Origin of the sequence: Erwinia sp. S43 (genome assembly GCF_016624745.1) — a bacterium.
Taxonomy (GTDB): domain Bacteria; phylum Pseudomonadota; class Gammaproteobacteria; order Enterobacterales; family Enterobacteriaceae; genus Erwinia; species Erwinia coffeiphila.
Genome location: NZ_JACVTX010000019.1, coordinates 26,020 through 46,998, shown reverse-complemented (window position 1 = coordinate 46,998; position 20,979 = coordinate 26,020). Strand labels below are relative to the sequence as shown.

The following is a 20,979-nucleotide window of genomic DNA, read 5'->3' as shown; positions in this document are numbered from 1 at the left end:
CAGGATTACGATACGTGCTGCAGGAATTCGCGCAGACGGGCGCTCGGCGGGTTGGTGATCAACTCGTCCGGGTTGCCGTCTTCGGCGATGCGGCCTTTATCGATAAAGATCAGACGCGAAGCCACTTTCTGGGCGAAACCCACTTCGTGGGTGACGATGACCATGGTCATTCCCTCTTCCGCCAGGTCCTGCATCACTTTCAGGACTTCGTGGCGTAGTTCCGGGTCAAGGGCTGAGGTTGGCTCATCAAACAGCATCATTTTCGGCTTCACCGCCAGCGCGCGGGCAATGGCCACACGCTGCTGCTGGCCACCGGACAGCTCGGAAGGGAAGTGATTCGCGCGCTCGGCGAGGCCCACTTTGCCCAGCAGCTCTTTTGCCAGCCGCTGTGCATCTTCCTTCTTCGCGCCACGAACGCGGATCGGGCCAAAGGCGACGTTGTCCAGCGCGCTCATCTGCGGGAACAGATGGAACTGCTGGAACACCATGCCGGCTTCCTGGCGGATCAGGCGGTCATCAACTTTTGGATCGTTAACCTTCAGGCCGTCAACGATCAGCTCGCCGCTGGTGATCTCTTCCAGCTTGTTGATGCAGCGCAGCAGGGTGGATTTACCGGAACCCGATGGGCCGATAATCACGACCACTTCGCCTTTTTCGATTTTCAGGTCGATATCGTGCAGGACCTGAGTGGCACCGAAGTGCTTGGAAACGTTCTTAAATTCAATCACAGGATTTTCATCCTTTTCTCAATGCGACGCAGAACAAAGCTCAGCACCAGCGTAATAATCAGATAGATAACGGCAACGGCGCTCCAGATTTCCAGCGCGCGGAAGTTACCGGCAATAATTTCCTGCCCCTGACGGGTCAGTTCGGCTACGCCGATAACGATGAACAGGGAGGTGTCCTTGATGCTGACAATCCACTGGTTACCCAACGGTGGCAGCATGCGGCGCAGGGCCAGTGGCATAATCACGTAGCGCAGCGTCTCGCGGCTGGACAGGCCCAGTGCCAGACCGGCTTCACGGAAGCCACGGTTAATGGACAGCACCGCACCACGGGTGATTTCAGCAATGTAGGCACCGGAGTTGATCATGATAGTGACCACGGCCGCGCTGAACGGGTCGATCCGCAGATCGTTAAATGCCATGGGCAGTGCAAAATAGATGAACATCACCTGCACCACGATTGGGGTGCCGCGAATCAGTTCGATAAATACCAGCGCGATGTTGCGTGACAGCCAGCCGCCGTAGGCGCGGGCAAAACCGGCAACCAGGCCGATAATCACACCGCCAATCAGACCGAGGACCGAAATCCACAGGGTCAGTTTGGCACCTTCAAGCAGGATTGGAATAGCAGGCCAGATGGCGCTCCAGTCAAACTGCATGTTTATTCTCCGGATCTAAAACCATTTTTGTTGATGTGGAAAAATGCGGGAACGCATCGGCTCCCGCATTAAGTACAGCCGTTCGACTCTTATTATTTAGGTTCGCTGCCGAACCATTTTTTGTACAGCGTGTTGTAAGTACCGTTCTCTTTCAGCGTTTTCAGCGCGCCGTTGACTTTCTCACGCAGGTCGTCGCTGCCTTTCGGGAAGGCAATACCGTACTGCTGAGCTTCAACCGGTTCGCCTACTGCTTTGAACTGGCCTTTGCCCGCGGTATGGATGAAGTACAGGATGTTTGGCGTGTCGTGCAGCACGGCGTCAGCACGGTTGGTGCCGAGCTCCATGTAGGCGTTATCGATGTTCGGGAACTGGCGCAGATCTTTAGTTTTGATGTGCTCTTTCGCATAGTCCACGGAACCGGTACCGCTCTTCACTGCCACAACTTTGCCGTTCAGGTCTTCAATACCCTTCACGCTGTCGTTGTTCGCTTTCACCATCACCTGCAGGCCGCTTTTGTAGTAGCCGTCAGAGAATTCGATCGCTTTCTTACGCTCGTCGGTAATGGTGATACCGGCCAGTGCCAGGTCAACGTTACGCGTTTGCAGCGCAGGGATGATACCGGCGAAATCCATCGGTTTCAGGGTGTATTCAAGATTCAGCTGTTTTGCAATTGCATCCCACAGGTCGATGTCGAAGCCGACATATTTATCACCCTGTTTAAATTCGAAAGGAACAAAAGCGGTATCTGTTGCTACGATCAGTTTCTTATCTGCAGCTGTGGAAGACACGGCGAACGCCATGGTCAGCGCAGCCAGAGTGACCTTAAAAATTGACTTCATCATTTTATCCTTATCGCTTCCCGGACGTCCCGGGTAAATGCCAGCAGCCCTATGAAAGAATCATGCCAGGTTTGCAATGATATGGAAAACAGCAGGTTAATGCGAGTTTTCCGAAAGGTGCTGACACGATACAGTGTGTTGCACTTGTTTGGGGCGTCATTTTGGTGCATCTCGTCCGGTGTGGTGCAATGGGCCGCCCCGCTTGCATTAGCAGTTGTAGCAAATTGCCGGATAAAAACAACAGATAGTGTCGTAGGGGATTAATTAATTGCCAGTGGGCTCTGATTTTTTGTGGGATTAGCGTCAGGTGTGCGCCGATGTGCGGGATAAAAAAAGAGCAGACGGCGGGGCCATCTGCTCTTGTCGGTGGAAGGTATCAACGACGGTGTTTCAGGTTTATTCGATATTGGATTCGATAAACCACAGGAATTTATCCAGATCGCGGGACGCGGCGGTGAAGATATCGGCGCTGTCTTCATCAGACACTTCGCTGATGGCTTTACGCACATCGTTAGCCACTACCGCATAGCGGTCAGCCAGCGCTTTAAGGTGCTCTTGTACGCTGTGAATGTTAAGCGGGTAGCTTTTCAGCGGGGTTCTGTCGTGAACAATCTGCGTGGTGCCAAGGGCAACGCCGCCCAGCTGAACCACGCGTTCGGCGATAGTATCCTGGTGATCGGTAATCGCGGTGCGGAATCCATCCAGCATTTCGTGAACGGCGATAAAGTTGGCGCCGCGCATGTTCCAGTGTGCCTGCTTGGTGATCAGGGACAGGTCGATGAATTCGGTAACCAGACGATTAAGCACCTCAATGGTGGCTTTTTTCTCGTCGTCGGCCACATCGTTACGGGTGTAAATCAGATCAGAAGATTTTGCTTTAACCAGTTTAGCGGTACTCATCATTAATATCCTCTTAATAGTCAGGTTGTCCTGTTAATTGACGGGAATAAGTATAGCACCGTTTTTTAAAGCTGCATTAAAGGTGGTTCCTATCGCTTTAATAGTGCGTGATGAGTTGATTTGGCGGGTGTTTATTTGTTTTTTTCAGGGCGGATAATATTAACAAGAATTATTTTTATTTTCTTTTTTTATGCAGGTCATTGAATTACAGGCTGTTTTTGTTTTTCATCTAAATGGTCATTCTTTGTAATTAATAATTAACGATTATTTTTATGTTAATTTATTGTTACTTTACAAAATAATATATCGATGAATTTCCCGCTTCGTTCTGGCAAAGCGGGAACATGTTCATTATTCGCGGTTCTCATTGACCGGCACGATTTTCGCCTTTGCCGGACGCAGAGTCATGGTCGAACCTGCCGATGCCACGATGATCGCCAGCAGCGCCAGCCACTGTACCAGGCTCAGTACTTCCCCCAGGAAAAGAATGCCGGAGATCGCTGCCATTGCCGGTTCCAGACTCATCAGAGTGCCAAACGTGCGTGCAGGCATGCGGGTCAGCGCCACCATCTCAAGCGAGTAGGGCAGCGCGCTGGAAAGGACGGCAATCGCCAGGCCAATCGGGATCAGCGACAGCGCCCAGCCGCCGCTGTTGGCAAAGGTAATGCCTAGCGGAACAAACACCAGTGCGCCGATCAGCGAACCCATAGCGGCGGTAGCCGGCCCGTGCTGGCTGCCCGCACGCTTGCCGGTAATGATATATACCGCCCACAGCGCACCTGCGCCGAGGGCAAGCAGCGCGCCGACGGGATCGACGCTGCTGACGTTTTCACCCAGCGGCAGCAGGAAAACCAGTCCCAGCAGCGCCAGTACCACCCAAAGGAAATCCAGCGGGCGGCGCGAGCTGGCCAGCGCCAGTGCCAGCGGCCCGGTAAACTCCAGCGCCACCGCAATGCCCAGCGGGACCGTGCGGATCGATAAGTAAAACAGATAGTTCATGCCGCCCAGTGACAAACCGTAAATAATCAGCGGCAGGATCTGGCTGCGCTGGAAGCGCAGACGCCAGGGTTTAAATACGATGCAGAGGATTAACGTACCCAGCCCGAGGCGAAGTGCGGTAATACCCGGTGCGCCAACCAGCGGGAAAAGTGATTTTGCCAGTGCTGCCCCACCCTGAATTGACGTCATTGCGATCAGTAAAAGCAGGACCGGAAGCCAGATGGAATTTTTTAACTGTTGAGGGGACATCCTTAATCTCAGTCCTTATGTTCCGTTGTTAGTTGTTAACAGATGTAGAACGACAGTTTACTTGAATGACGACGATAATCTCAGCTTGCCGCGCTAAAAAATAAACGGAAGCTAAAGAAAACAAAAGAGTTAGGTAAAGAACTGTCAGGTTTCAATTAGGATTACTCTCAATGAACCTTTTTTTACAGGGGATAAAATAGCGAGCTGTGTCGCATAAATATAAGAAAAATGAATAACATATAAACTTTCATTAACTTTCTGTTACACCAAATATTCCGTTAGACAATGAAAATAGGGCGGAGTTTCTCACTATATTTTGTTATATTTTTAGCGTTGTCAGGATAGAAGTACTTTTTACATTTGAGGTGGTTATGAAAAAAATTGCATGTCTTTCCGCACTGGCTTGCGTTCTGGCAGTATCTGCTGGTTCAGCAATGGCACAAAGCACCGTTACCGCTGGTTATGCACAGAGCGACTACCAGGGAATTGCTAACAAAGCGAACGGTTTCAACCTGAAATACCGCTACGAAAACGGCAGCGATCCGCTGGGTTGGATTGGTTCTTTCACTTACACCGAGAAAGACCGTACTGAAGCGGGCGATTACATCAAAGGCCAGTACTACGGCTTCACCGGTGGCCCGGCTTACCGTCTGAACGACTGGGCAAGCATCTATGGCGTTGTAGGTATCGGCTACGGTAAATACCAGTACAACGAACCAAACCGCGAAAAATATGATTCAAGCGACGTAGGCTTCTCCTACGGTGCAGGCCTGCAGTTCAACCCAATCCAGAACGTTGCTCTGGACGTGGGCTACGAGCAGAGCCGTATCCGCAGCGTTGACGTGGGTACCTGGACTGCTGGCGTAGGCTACAGCTTCTAAGTTGCCTTTGCCCGATTTGCTTCGGCGAATCTGCGCTGATAAATCCGCCCTTCGGGGCGGATTTTTTTTGGCTGCTATTTGGCGAAAGGGTCCTGCTTCAGCTGGCTGAACGGCAGACGCTTGAGGGCAAAGTTGGTGACCTGAATCGCCGGGCCCTTATCGTTGGAAATAAACCGATAGGTGGGGGTTATCTCTTTGGCACTGATGCCGGTCCACTGCGAAAACAGCAGTAAAAAGTCATTCGCCGAACGCGGCTGGCTGATGACCTGGTGGCGGCTGTCGTTGCTGGAGCTGATAAACATCGGCACCTCAAAATTCTGCCGGTACTTGTCATCGTGCGTCAGATACTCGTTGCGCGTGCCTTTTTCCTTAAACGCCAGACCGTGGTCGGAGAAATACATCAGCGAGAAACTCAGCCCGCTGCCGTGCAGCTGTTGCCACAGCTGGCTGAGAAAACCGTCGGTCTGCGTGATGCTGTACAGGTAGCAGGAGGTTTCACTGGAGTGCAGATGCTCCACGAAGCGCCCGCGAGTGCGATCGCAGGCTTTCGGGTGCGATCCCACCAGGTGATACACCAGCAGGCGCGGTTTTTCCACCGGCCTGGCCAGCGCCGCGGCGGTAAAGCCCAGCAGATCTTCATCCCGCGTATTTTTATCCGCTTCAAAATCGCCCTGCTTGAGGAAATGCACCGTCTTCGCGCGGCGGGCTATACTGGCAATCGGCGTATCAAACTGCCCAATCTGCCCCTGATTCGACAGCCACCAGGTATCAAAGCCCGCACGGTTCGCCAGGCTGATAATATTGTTCTGGTACTGCGGCTGGCCGTTGACGACCTGATTCAGCGTTAGCCCCAGCGATTTCTGCGTGGAGGAGGCTGCGGATGTGTACTGGCTGAAAAACTGGCCGTTAAGCTGGCTGGCAAAAGGGGTGTTATCCCAGCGACCACCAAAAGCGCCCATCGCATCACGACGCGCACTTTCACCGATCACAATAACGTAAATTTGCCGATCGGGTTTGACCCCCAGCAGATGCCAGTCATCCTGCAGCGTGGCAAGCTGATTCATGCGGTCGATCTCTTTATCCACCGACACTTTGCTTTCAATCGTATCTTTCACGAAGCGCACCAGCGGATAGCCGGCATCTTTCAGATTGAATACGCCACCGGTGAGCTGATTCAGCACCGGCTGGGTGAGCCAGGCCACCACGACGAAAGCCAGACAGGCGCTCTCACGATGCCCCCACCTGGCCTTTGGCTCGGGTTTGCGCTTCAGCGACAGTAAACCGGCGGCGATAATCGCCAGGCCAATCGCATAATCGTGCAGCGGGAAAATCATCAGCACCTCGCTGGCTTCTTCCGCATTGGTGGCGTGCAGGGCGAGCAGGGTGTTGAAATTGGGTGGGCCATAAACCTGACCAAACGGATAATAGAAGCCGGCAACCAGCGTTGTGAGCACCAGTAGGATCTTTTGCCCACGAGGCAGTACGCGGGCAAGCAGCATCAACAGCGCGGTAAAGGCAAAAAGATAAAGCCACTGCAAAACGTAGCCAAATGCCTGGTTAATCATAAAGGAAAGCAGAAAATACAGCCCGGTATACGGGCTCAGTAAGCCACGGTAGCGGCTTAACGAAGCGGTTCTCAGCAGGGTCAGATTCATACTCAATTCTTATAGAAAACGCTATAGCTCACCGCTTCAGTTTGACTGAAGGGGCAGACCGCCTGATACAGATCGTCAGAAATGGGGGGCAGGTGAAGGGAGGTACCCGATCGGCCGGCACTCTTTACGAAAGGCTGGGAAGATAGTCGTTGTTTTAGCTGAAGGCAACCAGCAATATGAATAAGTTATGTGAAGCAGTATACAAAATGAATACGGACGGGGAAGGGATCAAGAGGCCGGGGTTGCCGGCCTGTTATTCAGCAGCATGTCCAGCAGCATCAGCCGCAGGGTGAACGGTGAACGACTTAGTAGTTTCAACAGTAGCGGTACTCTCATTTTAAGCCCCTCCCAAACGTCAGGGTATGAACGAATTATCAACAGATATAGCACAGGCTATATCCCATAGCCAGAGCTAATACGCTAAATTTTGTGCTTCTTTGAGCTTCGTTTACAATGTCAGACGAACAGACCGCTGCACGCTGGTAAAAAGCAGCGGTGGATAATAAGAGGAAGCTGAATGAGTCGTCGCGCAAAAGTAGCAGTGCCCGCGCCACTGAAAGATATTGAAGAGCATGTCGAAGGCTTCCGCCAGGTACGTGAAGCCCATCGCCGTGAATTAATCGATGACTATGTTGAGCTGATTTCCGATCTGATCCGCGAGTTCGGAGAGGCCCGGCAGGTGGATATGGCTGCCCGTCTTGGGGTTTCACAGCCAACGGTGGCAAAAATGTTGAAACGGCTGGCAACCGCTGGTCTGGTGGAGCAGGTCCCCTATCGTGGCGTCTTCCTGACCCCGGAAGGTGAAAAGCTGGCGGAAGAGAGCCGCGAACGTCACCATATCGTTGAGACATTCCTGCTGGCGTTAGGTATCAGCCCGGATACCGCCCGCCGCGATGCCGAAGGGATTGAGCATCACGTCAGCGACGAGACGTTAGCTATTTTCCAGAAGTTTAGCGAAAGCCGTAAGTAATCTACTTCAACTCTGCGAGCCAGCATGACAACCCTGCTCAGGCCTTTTTTGCACGATCGTTTTCTGCATCTGTTAGTGGTTCTGGGCCTGTTGCTGGCCTGCTTTGTTCCTTTCTCCCTGGCCGAACTGCCCCGAGCAGTTGACTGGCCGACGATGATCACCCTCTGTGGTCTGTTAATGCTGACCAAAGGCATTGAGGCCAGCGGCTATTTCGATGCATTAGGACGACGTCTGGTGCAGGGCTTTCACCATCAGCGCCAGCTGGCGCTGTTTCTGGTGGCCGCCGCCGCGCTACTCTCGACTTTTCTCACCAACGATGTCGCGCTGTTTATTCTCGTTCCCCTGACGCTTTCGCTGCGGAAATATTCGGCGCTGCCTATCGCACGACTGATTATTTTTGAAGCGCTGGCGGTGAATGCGGGATCGCTGCTGACGCCGATCGGTAATCCGCAAAATATTTTGCTGTGGCGTCATGGCGATCTGGGTTTCGGCGGATTTATCTGGCAGATGCTGCCGCTGGCGGCGTTGCTGCTGTTGAGTTTGCTGCTGCTAACCGTTTTTTGCTTCCCGGCCAGGCGGATTGAACGCCATCCGCATGAAGACGAGGCTCGCTGGCAGCGTCCTTTGCTGCTCGCCAGCGCGCTGCTTTATGCGGTGTTTATTGCAGCCCTGGAACTGGATCTGGCGGTCTGGGGATTAGGGCTGGTGTTTGCTGTCTTCCTGCTGATGGCGCGGCGTATTCTGCTGACCATCGACTGGAGCCTGCTGGTGGTGTTTATCGCCATGTTTATCGATGTATTTTTACTGACCCGGCTGCCGGTGTTGCAGTCGTCGCTGCACGCCGTGGGTCAGCTGCCGCAGCTGGGGCAGTTTCTGCTGGCGGCGGGATTGTCTCAGGTGATTAGCAACGTTCCCACCACCATTCTGCTGCTGAGCAGCCTGCCACCTTCGGTGCTGCTGGCCTGGGCAGTGAATATCGGCGGCTTTGGATTATTACCGGGATCGCTGGCTAACCTGATCGCACTGCGCATGGCGAAAGATCGCCGCATCTGGTGGCATTTCCATCTTTATTCTATTCCGATGCTGCTGTGGGCGCTGGTCAGCGGCTGGATTCTTCTTTTGATTATTCGTGCTGCCTGAACCCGGGATAGTCTGGTTTCGTCAAGAAAGCCTGGTAATTGTCAATTTACGCTTTATGTTTAGATCAGACTGACTCATTGCGACTTAATTTTGAGTGCGCCTTCTGATCGATGGGAACTATGGCTAATCAAACGACACCAGGCTCGACGGATGAGACACCTCATCAGCATGACCAGCAATCCCCGAACCACGATGACAATGAAGCTCCCCGCAAACGGCCCGGTAAAAAACCACTGATTATCCTCGCGATAGTGGTGGTGGTGATGCTGGTTGTCGCGCTGTGGTTCTGGCTGACTACCCGTAATATTGAAACCACCGATGACGCCTTTACCGAGGCGGACGCCGTGACCATCTCGCCGAAAACCTCGGGCTACGTCACCGAACTCCGGGTGAAAGATAACCAGCGGGTGAAGAAGGGCGATCTGCTGGTGGTGATCGACCCGCGCGATACCACCGCACAGCAGGCGCAGGCGCAGGCCCAGCTCAGTCTGGCGCAGGCACAGCTGCATCAGGCACAGGCGCAGCTCAGCCTGGCGAAGGTGCAGTATCCGGCGCAAAAAGATCAGGCGCTGGCACAGCAGGCGCGCGCCGAAGCCAACTATGCGAATGCATTGGCTGATGATAAGCGCCAGCGCAACGTCGATCCACGTGCAACCTCGCAGCGGAATATTGATTCTGCCAGCGCCCAGCTGCGCTCCGCAAAAGCGGAACTGGAAAATGCTAAAGCGCAGGTAGAAGTGGCCTCGCAGGTTGCTCTGCAAATTCGCCAGCAGGAAACCAACGTCGAAGCACGCCAGAGCCAGGTTGAACAGGCGCAGGCGCAGCTTAACGTGGCGAATCTGAACCTCTCTTACACCGAAGTGCGCGCGCCTTATGACGGCTTTGTCACCAAACGTAATGTGCAGGTGGGTACGCTGGTGCAGGCGGGATCGTCACTGTTCTCGCTGGTTTCGCCGGATGTGTGGATCGTCGCTAACTTTAAAGAGTCGCAGCTGCGTCGCATGAAGCCGGGCGATAAGGTGGAGATCGGCGTGGATGCTTGGCCGGATCTGAAGCTGGAAGGGCACGTTGACAGTGTGCAGATGGGCTCGGGTTCGCGTTTCTCGGCCTTCCCGTCGGAGAATGCCACCGGTAACTACGTAAAAATCGTACAGCGCGTTCCGGTGAAAATCGTTATCGACAAGGGGCTGGACCCGAATCAGCCGCTGCCGATTGGCCTTTCGGTTGAGCCGAAGGTGACGGTGGAATGACCCCCGGCCAGAGCTGGAAGCCGTCCAGCAACCCCTGGCTGGTAGCCATGACGGTCACGCTGGCGGTATTTATGGAGATCCTGGATACCACCATCGTCAACGTGGCCCTGCCGCACGTAGCCGGTTCGCTCTCTGCCAGCTATGACGAATCCACCTGGGTGCTGACCTCGTACCTTGTAGCCAACGGCATCGTGCTGCCGATTTCCGCCTTCCTCAGCCGCCTGCTGGGGCGCAAGCAGTTCTTCTTGATCTGCATTGTGATGTTCACCGTCTGCTCGTTTCTTTGCGGCATTGCCACCGAGCTGTGGCAGATCATTCTGTTCCGCGTGATGCAGGGCTTCTTTGGCGGTGGCCTGCAGCCGGTGCAGCAGTCGGTGCTGCTGGACTATTTTAAGCCGGAAGATCGCGGCAAAGCGTTTGGCCTTTCTTCGATTGCGGTCATCGTCGCCCCGGTTATGGGCCCGACGCTGGGTGGCTGGATCACCGACAACTACAGCTGGCGCTGGGTGTTCTTCATTAACATCCCGGTAGGGATACTCAGCGTGCTGGCAATTTATCAGCTGCTGGAAGATCCGCCGTGGGAGCGGAAGTGGGCGAAGGGCAAGCTGCGGGTAGATTATATCGGTATCAGCCTGATCACCCTCGGACTGGGCTGCCTGCAGGTGATGATGGATCGCGGTGAAGATGAAGACTGGTTTAATTCCAGCTTTATTGTCACCTTTGGCCTGCTGGCGCTGACCGGCATTGTCGGAGCGATCTACTGGCTGATTTATGCCAAAAAACCGGTAGTCGATCTGCACGTGCTCAAGGATCGCAACTTCGCGGTGGCGGGGCTGCTGATGGCGGGGATGGCCGCGATACTTTACGGCAGTTCGGTGGTGATCCCACAGCTCGCACAGCAGGATCTGGGCTATACGGCCACGCTTTCCGGGCTGGTGCTATCGCCGGGAGCGGTGCTAATCGTGTTGTCGATCCCGCTGGTGCTGAAGCTGATGCCGTTGATACAAACCCGGCTGATTATCGCCTTTGGCTTCACGCTGCTGATGCTGTCGTTTATCTATTCGGCCACGCTGACCCCGGATATCGACTTCACGACGCTGGTGATGATGCGCAGCGCGCAAACTATCGGTCTGGGCTTCCTGTTTGTGCCGCTGACCACGATTGCCTTTGTCACTATCCCGCAGCGGCTTAACGCCGACGCCTCGGCGCTGTTTACCATGTTCCGTAACGTGGCCGGTTCGATCGGCATTTCGCTGTCAACGGCGATGATAACCGAGCGAACCCAAGCGCGCAGCGCGGAAATGGTGCATAACATGACGCCGCTTAACGAGCCGTTTAACCTTGCCGTAGAGCGCTGGGCGCAGGGCGTGCGTGACTTTGTCCATATGGCGGGCGATCCGATCGCCATCGCCACCGGGCAGCTCTACCAGCAGATGATCGTGCAGGCGAGGTTCCTCGCCTATATTGACGTCTTTATGGGCCTGAGCATTGTGGCCCTGATCCTGATTCCATTTTGTCTATTGCTGTCGCCAATTAAGAGCGAAGGCAGTGCGGGAGCACACTGACATGCACGTTTATTTCCCTCTGGCCCGTTCGCGAACGGCAATGCTGGTGGCTGCCGTGCTGGCGCTGAGCGCCTGTGCCGTTGGCCCGGATTACCAGGCACCCAAACCCGCCACGCCGGGCAGCTTTAACAGCATGCAGTCGGGCAGCGCATCGCGCCCGCAGGCAACGGCGGTCAACGCCAGCTGGTGGAAATCCTTTAACGATCCGCAGCTGGACAGCCTGATTGAGCGGGCGATTGCCGGGAACCTGTCGCTACAGCAGGCGGTACTGCGCATTGCCGGTGCGCGTCAGCAGCTGAGCCAGGCACGCGGAGCCTGGGCTCCCTCCGTGAACGGCAACGGCAGATTTAACCGCCAGCAGTTGGGCATCAAAGGCGAGCTGGAGTCCGAAGGGGTTTATGATCGCGTTGATCAAATTGATACCGATACCGACTTAAAACCGGTGCTGGACAGTCTGTCTAAACCGGTCGGCCTGTACCAGGGCAGCTTTGATGCCTCCTGGGAGCTGGATATGTGGGGCAAAGTCCGTCGTCAGGTTGAGATGGCCGGTGCGCAGCAGCAGCAGTCGATAGAAAGCCGCAACGACGCGCTGGTGTCGCTGGAGGCCGAAGTGGCCCGGGCCTATCTGCAACTGCGCGGCGCGCAGGCGATCACCGCCACGCTCCAGACGCAAATCGCCGTTGCGCAGCAGACGCTGGAGCTGACTCAGAGCCAGCAGCGTAACGGGCTGGCACCGCAAACCAACGTGGAGAACGCCCGCGCCCAGTACAACCTGCTGCGTTCTCAGCTGCCGCAGTACGAAGCGCAGATCCATCAGGCGATGAACGGACTGGCGGTGCTAACCGGTCGCGTACCCGGCGCGCTGGATGGCGAACTGGCGGCCAGCAAAGCGTTCCCATCGCTGCCGCAGGTGGTGCCGGTCGGCATCCCTGCCACGCTGGCCCGCCGTCGCCCCGATGTGCGCGAGGCGGAAGCCAGCCTGCATGCCGCCACGGCGAATATCGGCGTGTCGGTGGCCGAGCTGTTCCCCAGCGTGTCGCTGACCGGGCAGTTTGGTATGCGCAACAGCGATGCGGGCTATCTGGATAACTGGAGCAGCCACTTCTACAGCTACGGTCCGTCCGTCTCCATCCCGATATTTCAGGGGGGGCGTCTGGTATCGAGCGTTAAAGTGGCACGTGCACAGCAGGCCAGCGCCGCGCTGGGCTACCGGCAAACTGTGTTGACCGCGTTGCAGGATGTGGAAAACGCGCTGGTCAGCTACCGCAGCGATCAGCAGCAGGTGGTCGGTCTGGATGAAACGGTAAAAGCACAGCAGTCGGCGTTCAATCTGGCCAGCGACAGTTACCGCCAGGGGATCTCTTCGTTTATTGAGGCGCTCGACGCCCAGCGTCAGCTGGCGCAGGCGCAGCAGCAGGCCGAGCAGGCGAGGGTGCAGACCGGTCTGGATCTGGTTGCACTGTATAAAGCGCTGGGCGGCGGCTGGGAAAATTACCAGAACGTCAGCCTGCCGGAATATTCCGTATTTGGCCCGGCGGAAACCCCACAGTAATATTGCCTTCCCCACAGCCCCCTTTTCGGGGGCTAATCACTTTCCGTGTTAATCCCTTCCTGTCGCTGCCGGACAGTTCTTATATCCGCACAGGTTTAATCCCTGTTTTAATTCCGGTTATCTCCCATAACCCTCACTCCACAAGATAAAAGTGATAGCGATGATGATGAAATGATAAATAAACCATCACCTGCATAACTAATTGATTTTTAATTGATTTAAATATATTTTTGGTTGATTTTTATTGAGAGGATGAATGATAGATAGCTATCACCTCTATTTTATAATGAAATTTATATTCTCTTTTGTTGTGATGTGAAATGAAATTGCAGGCATATTATCGGGCCAGTTCAAACTTAAAAGCGGATTAATGAGCGATGCGTCACAAATTAAAGGCAGTAATGGGATCGGTTTCTCAAAATTTAATTTTCATTGTTAATTAAAATGAAAAAAATGATCTAAATTGGTTATGCAGACGGTTGTTGTTAAAACAAGGTTGAGTTTTACCGCTCTGTCCCCTTACCAACCAGGTCGTTAAGAGGTCATTGAAGTCGCTATGGCAAAAGAACAATATATAACCGCTAACCGTGCGTCAGGTCCCAACAGCAACACCAAAACAGAACCCCTTGTTAAAGTGATTGCCGCAATCGCTACTTTAGGTGGCCTGCTGTTTGGCTATGACACCGGCGTTATTTCCGGAGCCCTGCTGTTTATGGGTGACGAGTTACACCTTACCCCCTTCACTACCGGACTGGTTACCAGTTCACTGCTGTTTGGTGCGGCATTTGGCGCACTGTTCTCCGGTCATTTTGCCGCCGCCGTAGGCCGCAGAAAGATCATTATTACCCTGGCGATTATTTTCGCGATGGGATCGATAGGCACCGCGCTGGCCCCTGACGTGGAGTGGATGATCTTCTTCCGCGTGGTTTTAGGCGTTGCCGTCGGCGGCGCGTCGGCCACGGTGCCGGTGTATATCGCGGAAATTGCACCCGCCAACAAGCGCGGGCAGCTGGTGACGATTCAGGAGCTGATGATCGTTTCCGGTCAGATGCTGGCCTATATCTCCAACGCCGGGTTTAACGCGGCCTGGGGCGGGCATGATACCTGGCGCTGGATGCTGTTCGTTGCCACGGTTCCCGCCGTACTGTTGTGGTTCGGCATGATGTTTATGCCGGATACGCCACGCTGGTACGCGATGAAAGGGCGGCTGGCCGAAGCGCGCAAGGTGCTGGAGCGGACGCGAGCGAAGGAAGACGTTGAATGGGAGCTGGAGGAAATAACCGAGACGCTGGAAGAGGAAGACCGCCAGCAGACGCGTTCCAGCGTTCGGGAACTGAGAAAGCCCTGGCTGTTTAAACTGTTCCTGATCGGCGTGGGCATTGCGGTCATTCAGCAAACCTCGGGCGTGAACACCATCATGTACTACGCGCCAACGATGCTGAAAGCGGTAGGCATGAGCACCGATGCGGCACTGTTCGCCACCATTGCCAACGGCGCAATCTCCGTCATCATGACCTTTGTCGGCATCTGGCTGCTGGGTCGCATTGGCCGCCGTACGCTGGTGAAGATCGGCCAGTTTGGCTGTACCGCCTGCCTGTTCTTTATCGGCGCGGTGAGCTACTTCATGCCGGAAACCATCAACGGCGAGGTGGATGTTCTGCGCAGCTATATGGTGCTGCTGGGCATGTTGATGTTTTTAAGCTTCCAGCAGGGTGCGCTGTCTCCGGTCACCTGGCTACTGCTTTCGGAGATCTTCCCAACCCGCCTGCGCGGCGTTTTTATGGGCGGCGCGGTGTTCGCGATGTGGATTGCCAACTTCCTTATTTCTCTGGCCTTCCCGCTTCTGCTCGCCAGCATGGGCCTCTCCGGTGCTTTCTTTATCTTCGGTCTGATAGGCGTTTGCGGCGCGCTGTTCGTGATCAAGTGCGTGCCGGAAACCCGTAACCGCAGCCTGGAGCAGATTGAACACTATCTGCATGACTGGTTGAGTAACGATGAAGATGCCGCAACGCTGGCTCCATCGAAGCATAAAGCGGAAAGCCACTAATCCTATGGCCGGGTACTCACCCGGCCTTTTTACCTCCGCGCCCGCCTGCCGCACCAGTACACTGTATTCGCCGCGCCGTTTTTGGCATAATGCGCGCTGACTCACATCCTCATTACGTAAAATAAAGGCAATCCTGTGCTAGTTTCCAGCAACGTCACCATGCAGTTTGGCAGTAAGCCGCTGTTCGAAAACATTTCTGTCAAATTTGGCGGTGGCAACCGCTACGGTCTGATCGGTGCCAACGGCAGCGGTAAGTCCACCTTTATGAAAATTCTGGGTGGCGATCTGGTGCCTTCTGCCGGTAACGTCTCCATCGATCCTAACGAGCGTATTGGTAAGCTGCGTCAGGACCAGTTCGCCTTCGAACAGTATTCGGTGCTGGATACGGTCATCATGGGCCACGTAGAACTGTGGGCGGTGAAGGAAGAGCGCGACCGTATTTATGCGCTGCCGGAAATGAGCGAAGAAGATGGCTATAAAGTTGCCGATCTTGAAGAAAAATACGGCGAAATGGACGGTTATACCGCTGAAGCACGCGCCGGTGAACTGCTGCTGGGCGTGGGTATTCCGCTGGAGCAGCACTACGGTCCGATGAGCGAAGTCGCCCCCGGCTGGAAACTGCGTGTGCTGCTGGCGCAGGCGCTGTTCTCTAACCCGGAAATTCTGCTGCTTGACGAACCAACGAACAACCTGGACATCGATACCATTCGCTGGCTGGAGCAGGTGCTGAACGAGCGTAACAGCACCATGATCATTATTTCGCACGACCGTCACTTCCTGAATATGGTCTGCACGCATATGGCTGACCTGGACTACGGTGAACTGCGTGTTTATCCGGGTAACTATGACGAATACATGACGGCCGCCACTCAGGCGCGTGAACGTCTGCTGTCTGATAACGCCAAGAAGAAGGCGCAGATCAACGAACTGCAGTCCTTCGTCAGCCGCTTCAGCGCCAACGCCTCGAAATCCCGTCAGGCAACCTCTCGCGCCAAGCAGATTGATAAGATCAAGCTGGAAGAGGTCAAAGCCTCCAGCCGTCAGAACCCGTTTATCCGCTTTGAACAGGATAAAAAGCTGTTCCGTAATGCGCTGACGCTTGAAGCGGTCACCAAAGGCTTTGATAACGGTCCGCTGTTTAAAAACCTGAATATGCTGCTGGAAGTGGGTGAAAAGCTGGCGATCCTCGGCCCGAACGGTATTGGTAAAACCACCCTGCTGAAAACGCTGGTGGGTGAACTGGCTGCGGATAGCGGCACCGTGAAATGGTCTGAAAATGCGCAGGTTGGCTACTACGCGCAGGACCACGCCCATGACTTCAGCGACGATCTTACCGTGTTCGACTGGATGAGCCAGTGGAAGCAGGAAGGGGACGACGAGCAGGCGGTTCGCAGCATTCTCGGTCGCCTGTTGTTTAGTCAGGACGATATCAAGAAGCCTGCTAAAGTGCTTTCGGGTGGGGAAAAAGGGCGCATGCTGTTTGGCAAGCTGATGATGCAGAAGCCAAATATCCTGATTATGGATGAACCGACCAACCACCTGGATATGGAATCTATCGAAGCGCTGAATATGGCGCTGGAGATGTACGAAGGAACGCTGATCTTCGTTTCTCACGACCGTGAGTTCGTCAGCTCGCTGGCGACCCGCGTCATTGAAATGGCTCCGGGCAAGATCACTGACTTCACCGGCAACTACGAAGACTACCTGCGCAGCCAGGGTATCGTCTAAATTGCCGTTCGTGGGCCAGGTTCTTCTGGCCCACGCTTAATCATTATTCCGCTACCTGATTCTTCCCCGCGTTTTTTGCTACGTACAGCGCCCGATCCGCCCCGGCAATCAACGCCTGCGGCGACAGTATCTGATTTTCCTGGGTCATGACATGTAGTCCGACACTAACGGAGACCCTCTGCTGGCCGCAGCTATTGTGCTGATGGGGAATATTCAGTGCGCTAATCGCTTCGACCACCTGTTGCGCCAGGCGACTCGCCACCTCACGATCGCCACCGGGCAAAATAATTGCAAACTCTTCTCCGCCGTAACGGGCCACAAGATTGTCCGGGCGGTGAGGCAGGTGGGCCAGCGCATCGGCAATGCGTTTCAGGCAGTCGTCTCCTGCCGGATGGCCGTAGCTGTCGTTAAACGCTTTAAACGAGTCGACGTCAATCATCAGCAGCGCCAGCGGGATCTGTAACTTATGTGCCCGATCGACACTGTGCTGCAAATAGAGATCGAACTGACGACGGTTTGCCAGCCCGGTCAGACCGTCAACCAGCGCCAGCGTCTGTAACGTCCGGTTCATCGCGGTGAGCCGGTCGCGCACGGCGGTCAGCTCCAGCTGGTTTTTCTGGTTCAGGCTGATATGCCGTAACACCAGCATCCCCAACAGGAAAATGACCAGCAGCAGAATGGTACAAAGCGCGATGTAGACGCTCAGCGTAGAGAACCAGCCGCGCATCAGCTGCCCTTTATCGTATCCGGCGGCCGTGACCAGCGAATAGCGCTGCAGGGCCGAATAGCCGAAGACGCGCTCTTTGCCGTCCAGTGCGGATTTATAAACGGCGGTGCCGCTGGAGGCGTTTTTCAGCAGGGTAGTGAACAGCGGGCTGTCAGAGATATTGCGGTTAATGGCGCTCTCAACATAGGGACGCACATACAGGATCGTACCGTCACTGAGCATCAACGCCAGTACGTTATGGCGACCCAGGTTGTAGTAGCCGTAAACCGTTTTGAAAAAACTAAGGTTGACAGACGCGAGTAGAATTCCGCGGAAGGAACCATCGCTGTTATTCAGGCGTAATGAAACCGGGATCACCAAATCACCCGTTGCGCGGCTGCGGATCACCTTGCCGATATGGACCCTGCTGTCGGCATGGGTGAGGTGATAACGGAAATATTCCCGATCGCTGTTATTGATCTGTTTTGGAATGTTCCCCCTGGAGGTGACTAACCAGTTACCCTGCGCATCATAGATCGCCATACCGTTAAGCTGCGGCAGTGAGCTGGTGCGCGAGCTGAGCAGCTCGCGCAGATAGCCGTGCTGTGCCTGATTTAACCCGATGAGCGAGATGCGGTCGCTGACGTCCTGTAACGTTAGATCGACCTGTAAGAACGTGTCCTCCGCCTGACGGGAGAGCGACTGCGAGAGATTATGCGCATCATTCTGCGCCGAGGCGATGGTCCGCTGCCAGGAGTTCCAGATCAGCCAGCCGTTTATCAGAATCACCACACTCACGATTGCCAGTAAAAAAATGATCATCATCTGGCGCAATGAAAGCTTACTGGAGTGGGTGGTCACGGCGTGCTGGTCTGCAATCATCTACGTCATCCTTCCTGCCACCGGGGCGGTCATACTTTATTATAGGTTCTGCCAGTCGAAACGCTTGTTTTTACTCCGTAAAAATTACGAAAAGCGTTTATTCCGATGCGCTGTCCGAGCAAACTTCACAGTGAGGGTCGCGGGCCACTTTCATCGTACGGAACTGTAAGGTCATGGCATCGTACAGCAGCAGTTGACCGGCAACCGGGCTACCGTAGTCGGTGAGTGTGCGAATTGCCTCCATCGCCTGCAGAGAACCGATCACCCCGACCAGCGGTGCCATCACACCCGCTTCCACGCAGCTGAGCGTTGCGGCGCCAAACAGCCGGCTGATGCAGCGATAGCACGGTTCGTTATCGCCCCAGCGAAATACGCTGATTTGCCCTTCCATACGAATCGCCGCGCCGGAAACCAGCGGCGTTTTGCTGCTAAAGCACAGGCGGTTGAGTTGTTCACGCGTGGCGACGTTATCGCAGCAGTCGACCACCAGATGATGATCGGCAATCAGCTGCGCCAGTTCGCCATCGTCAAGCTGCGCATTTATCGTGCTGTAGCGGATCTGCGAGTTGATGGCTGTTAAACGCGCACGCGCTGACTCGACTTTCGCCATACCCAGCTGCGCTTCGCCGTGCAGCACCTGCCGCTGCAGGTTCGACAGTGAAACGCTGTCGAAGTCGAGCAGGGTCAGATGACCGACGCCCGCAGCGGCAAGATACTGGCTGGCGGCACAGCCCAGCCCGCCCAGCCCGACCACCAGCACGCTTGCCGCTTTCAGCTGTTCCTGGCCTTCAAAATCAAAGCCGCGCAGCACAATCTGGCGGTTGTAGCGCAGCATCTCTTCATCGCTGAGTTCGGGATGCATATCAGCCTTCCAGCAGTGCGTTAAACGGTTCAATTTCTACCCACTCACCGGGCTGTACAGTGCCGCGTTCGCGCTCAAGAACGATAAAGCAGTTTGCCTGATGCCATGAGCTGAAGACGTGAGAACCCTGATGGCCGGTGGATTTCACTTCCAGTTCTCCCTGCGCGTTACGCAGCAGGAGCCCGCGCTGGAAGTCGAGGCGGCCCGGCGATTTTTTTAGCACATCGGCGCTGCGTACCCGCTGGCGCGGCGGCAGGGCAGGTCCGCTTTGACCGGTAAGTTTAGCCAGCAGCGGCTGCACCAGCTGATAGAACGTGAGCATGGCCGAGACAGGATTGCCGGGCAGGCCGCAGAACCAGCTGTTTTGCAGTCGACCAAAGGCGAACGGTTTGCCCGGTTTGATCGCCAGCTTCCAGAAGGTGACTTCACCCAGTTCTTCCAGCATCTGCTTGGTGTAATCGGCCTCGCCAACGGAGACACCGCCGCTGCTGATCACCACGTCAGCACGGGCATCGGCTTCATGAAAAGCGGCACGCAGCGCATCGCGATCGTCACGAATAATGCCCAGATCGATCACTTCACAGCCCAGCTTATTCAGCATCAGATGCACGGCAAAGCGGTTAGTGTCGTAGATCTGCCCGGCGGCCAGCGGCTGGCCCGGTGATTGCAGTTCATCACCCGTGGAGAAAATTGCCACGCGTAACGGGCGCAGTACCTGCACGCTGGCAATGCCCAGCGAGGCCAGCAGCGGCAGTTCGGCGGCACCGAGCCTGACACCGGCGGTCAGTACTTCGCTTCCCTGGCGGATATCTTCGCCAGCGCGGCGGATGTTTTGCCCGGCGCTGACTTCGGCGGTAATCACCACCGCGTCACCCTGCTGCTCGGTCTGTTCCTGCATCACCACGGCTTCACATCCCGCAGGTATCGGCGCGCCGGTCATAATGCGGATACAGCTGCCGGCCGGCCAGTCACCGTTAAAAGGCGAACCGGCAAAGGCTTTCCCCGCGACGGTCAGCGGCGTGCCGGATTGGACATCGGCCATGCGGACGGCATAGCCATCCATCGCAGAATTATCAAAAGGGGGAACCGCCATCGGCGATATTACCGGCGACGCATTGATGCGTCCTGCCGCCTGCGGCAGCGGTAAAAGCTCACTTTCATCAATAGGGGTAATGCGGCTCAGCATATTGCTCAGGGCATCGTCGAGGGAGATCAATCCCGATGTAAACGCTTCCATAACTTCTCCTCGGTTCGCGCCGCAGGGCGGGCGAAATGCTTTTGGCAGTATTATGGCGCGATTCGACAGCAGGGTCACGCATGCTGAAAACGGCGGTGCGAAAGGAAGAAACGCAGCTAAGTTAGAACCATTG

The 20,979-nt window shown here is 55.1% G+C and carries 17 protein-coding genes; 8 read left to right on the top strand and 9 right to left on the bottom strand.

The features are described 5' to 3' along the window. Positions 1-5: 5 nt before the first annotated feature. The 5 genes from glnQ to rhtA all read right to left on the bottom strand — a co-directional run bounded on the left by glnQ (position 6) and on the right by rhtA (position 4,371). On the bottom strand, positions 6-728 hold the full coding sequence (gene glnQ / locus IBT47_RS19235; RefSeq protein WP_105593516.1) for a glutamine ABC transporter ATP-binding protein GlnQ: 723 nt from the start codon (positions 726-728) through the stop codon (positions 6-8). Continuing rightward, complete coding sequence (gene glnP, locus IBT47_RS19230; RefSeq protein ID WP_200562226.1) at positions 725-1,384, bottom strand: glutamine ABC transporter permease GlnP; 660 nt, start codon at positions 1,382-1,384, stop codon at positions 725-727. Before glnP ends, glnQ begins: the two co-directional genes overlap by 4 nt. A gap of 92 nt (positions 1,385-1,476) precedes the next feature. Next, complete coding sequence (gene glnH, locus IBT47_RS19225; RefSeq protein WP_200545816.1) at positions 1,477-2,223, bottom strand: glutamine ABC transporter substrate-binding protein GlnH; 747 nt, start codon at positions 2,221-2,223, stop codon at positions 1,477-1,479. A gap of 396 nt (positions 2,224-2,619) precedes the next feature. Then, positions 2,620-3,123 (bottom strand): DNA starvation/stationary phase protection protein Dps, encoded by a 504-nt coding sequence (dps, locus tag IBT47_RS19220; protein ID WP_105593513.1) that lies wholly within the window; start codon positions 3,121-3,123, stop codon positions 2,620-2,622. 351 nt (positions 3,124-3,474) lie between these two features. Next, a complete protein-coding gene (gene rhtA, locus IBT47_RS19215) occupies positions 3,475-4,371 on the bottom strand; it encodes a threonine/homoserine exporter RhtA (RefSeq protein WP_200545725.1) in 897 nt (298 codons plus the stop codon). A gap of 371 nt (positions 4,372-4,742) precedes the next feature. Between rhtA and ompX the strand changes: the two genes are divergently transcribed. Next, positions 4,743-5,252 (top strand): outer membrane protein OmpX, encoded by a 510-nt coding sequence (gene ompX / locus IBT47_RS19210; protein WP_200562224.1) that lies wholly within the window; start codon positions 4,743-4,745, stop codon positions 5,250-5,252. 74 nt (positions 5,253-5,326) lie between these two features. Here the strand turns inward: ompX and IBT47_RS19205 are convergent, their stop codons facing one another. Further along, positions 5,327-6,907: a phosphoethanolamine transferase gene (locus IBT47_RS19205; protein WP_200562222.1), complete on the bottom strand. Its 1,581-nt coding sequence runs from the start codon at positions 6,905-6,907 to the stop codon at positions 5,327-5,329. Positions 6,908-7,424: 517 nt separating this feature from the next. Here IBT47_RS19205 and mntR point away from each other — a divergent pair. The 7 genes from mntR to IBT47_RS19170 all read left to right on the top strand — a co-directional run bounded on the left by mntR (position 7,425) and on the right by IBT47_RS19170 (position 17,159). Then, positions 7,425-7,877, top strand: a complete 453-nt coding sequence (mntR, locus tag IBT47_RS19200; protein ID WP_105593509.1) for a manganese-binding transcriptional regulator MntR — start codon at positions 7,425-7,427, stop codon at positions 7,875-7,877. A 24-nt stretch (positions 7,878-7,901) separates the two neighbouring features. Further along, positions 7,902-9,017: an SLC13 family permease gene (locus IBT47_RS19195; protein WP_200562220.1), complete on the top strand. Its 1,116-nt coding sequence runs from the start codon at positions 7,902-7,904 to the stop codon at positions 9,015-9,017. Positions 9,018-9,127: 110 nt separating this feature from the next. Beyond that, positions 9,128-10,267 carry an HlyD family secretion protein gene (locus tag IBT47_RS19190; RefSeq protein WP_105593507.1) on the top strand — a complete coding sequence of 380 codons (1,140 nt, stop codon included), beginning with the start codon at positions 9,128-9,130 and terminating at the stop codon, positions 10,265-10,267. After that, on the top strand, positions 10,264-11,832 hold the full coding sequence (locus tag IBT47_RS19185) for a DHA2 family efflux MFS transporter permease subunit (protein ID WP_200562218.1): 1,569 nt from the start codon (positions 10,264-10,266) through the stop codon (positions 11,830-11,832). Before IBT47_RS19190 ends, IBT47_RS19185 begins: the two co-directional genes overlap by 4 nt. A 40-nt stretch (positions 11,833-11,872) precedes the next feature. After that, positions 11,873-13,384 carry an efflux transporter outer membrane subunit gene (locus IBT47_RS19180; RefSeq protein WP_370569918.1) on the top strand — a complete coding sequence of 504 codons (1,512 nt, stop codon included), beginning with the start codon at positions 11,873-11,875 and terminating at the stop codon, positions 13,382-13,384. Between the two features lie 556 nt (positions 13,385-13,940). Further along, positions 13,941-15,431, top strand: coding sequence for a sugar porter family MFS transporter (locus tag IBT47_RS19175; protein WP_200562214.1), 1,491 nt, complete (start codon positions 13,941-13,943; stop codon positions 15,429-15,431). A gap of 135 nt (positions 15,432-15,566) precedes the next feature. Further along, positions 15,567-17,159 carry an ABC-F family ATPase gene (locus tag IBT47_RS19170; protein WP_105593503.1) on the top strand — a complete coding sequence of 531 codons (1,593 nt, stop codon included), beginning with the start codon at positions 15,567-15,569 and terminating at the stop codon, positions 17,157-17,159. A gap of 43 nt (positions 17,160-17,202) precedes the next feature. Here the strand turns inward: IBT47_RS19170 and IBT47_RS19165 are convergent, their stop codons facing one another. The 3 genes from IBT47_RS19165 to moeA form a co-directional block, all read right to left on the bottom strand. Continuing rightward, on the bottom strand, positions 17,203-18,747 hold the full coding sequence (locus IBT47_RS19165; protein WP_200562212.1) for a sensor domain-containing diguanylate cyclase: 1,545 nt from the start codon (positions 18,745-18,747) through the stop codon (positions 17,203-17,205). A gap of 97 nt (positions 18,748-18,844) precedes the next feature. Beyond that, positions 18,845-19,609 carry a molybdopterin-synthase adenylyltransferase MoeB gene (gene moeB, locus IBT47_RS19160; protein ID WP_200562210.1) on the bottom strand — a complete coding sequence of 255 codons (765 nt, stop codon included), beginning with the start codon at positions 19,607-19,609 and terminating at the stop codon, positions 18,845-18,847. Between the two features lies 1 nt (position 19,610). Then, the gene (gene moeA / locus IBT47_RS19155) at positions 19,611-20,846 is read right to left on the bottom strand and encodes a molybdopterin molybdotransferase MoeA (protein ID WP_200562208.1); all 1,236 of its coding nucleotides are present in this window, start codon (positions 20,844-20,846) and stop codon (positions 19,611-19,613) included. Positions 20,847-20,979 lie beyond the last annotated feature (133 nt).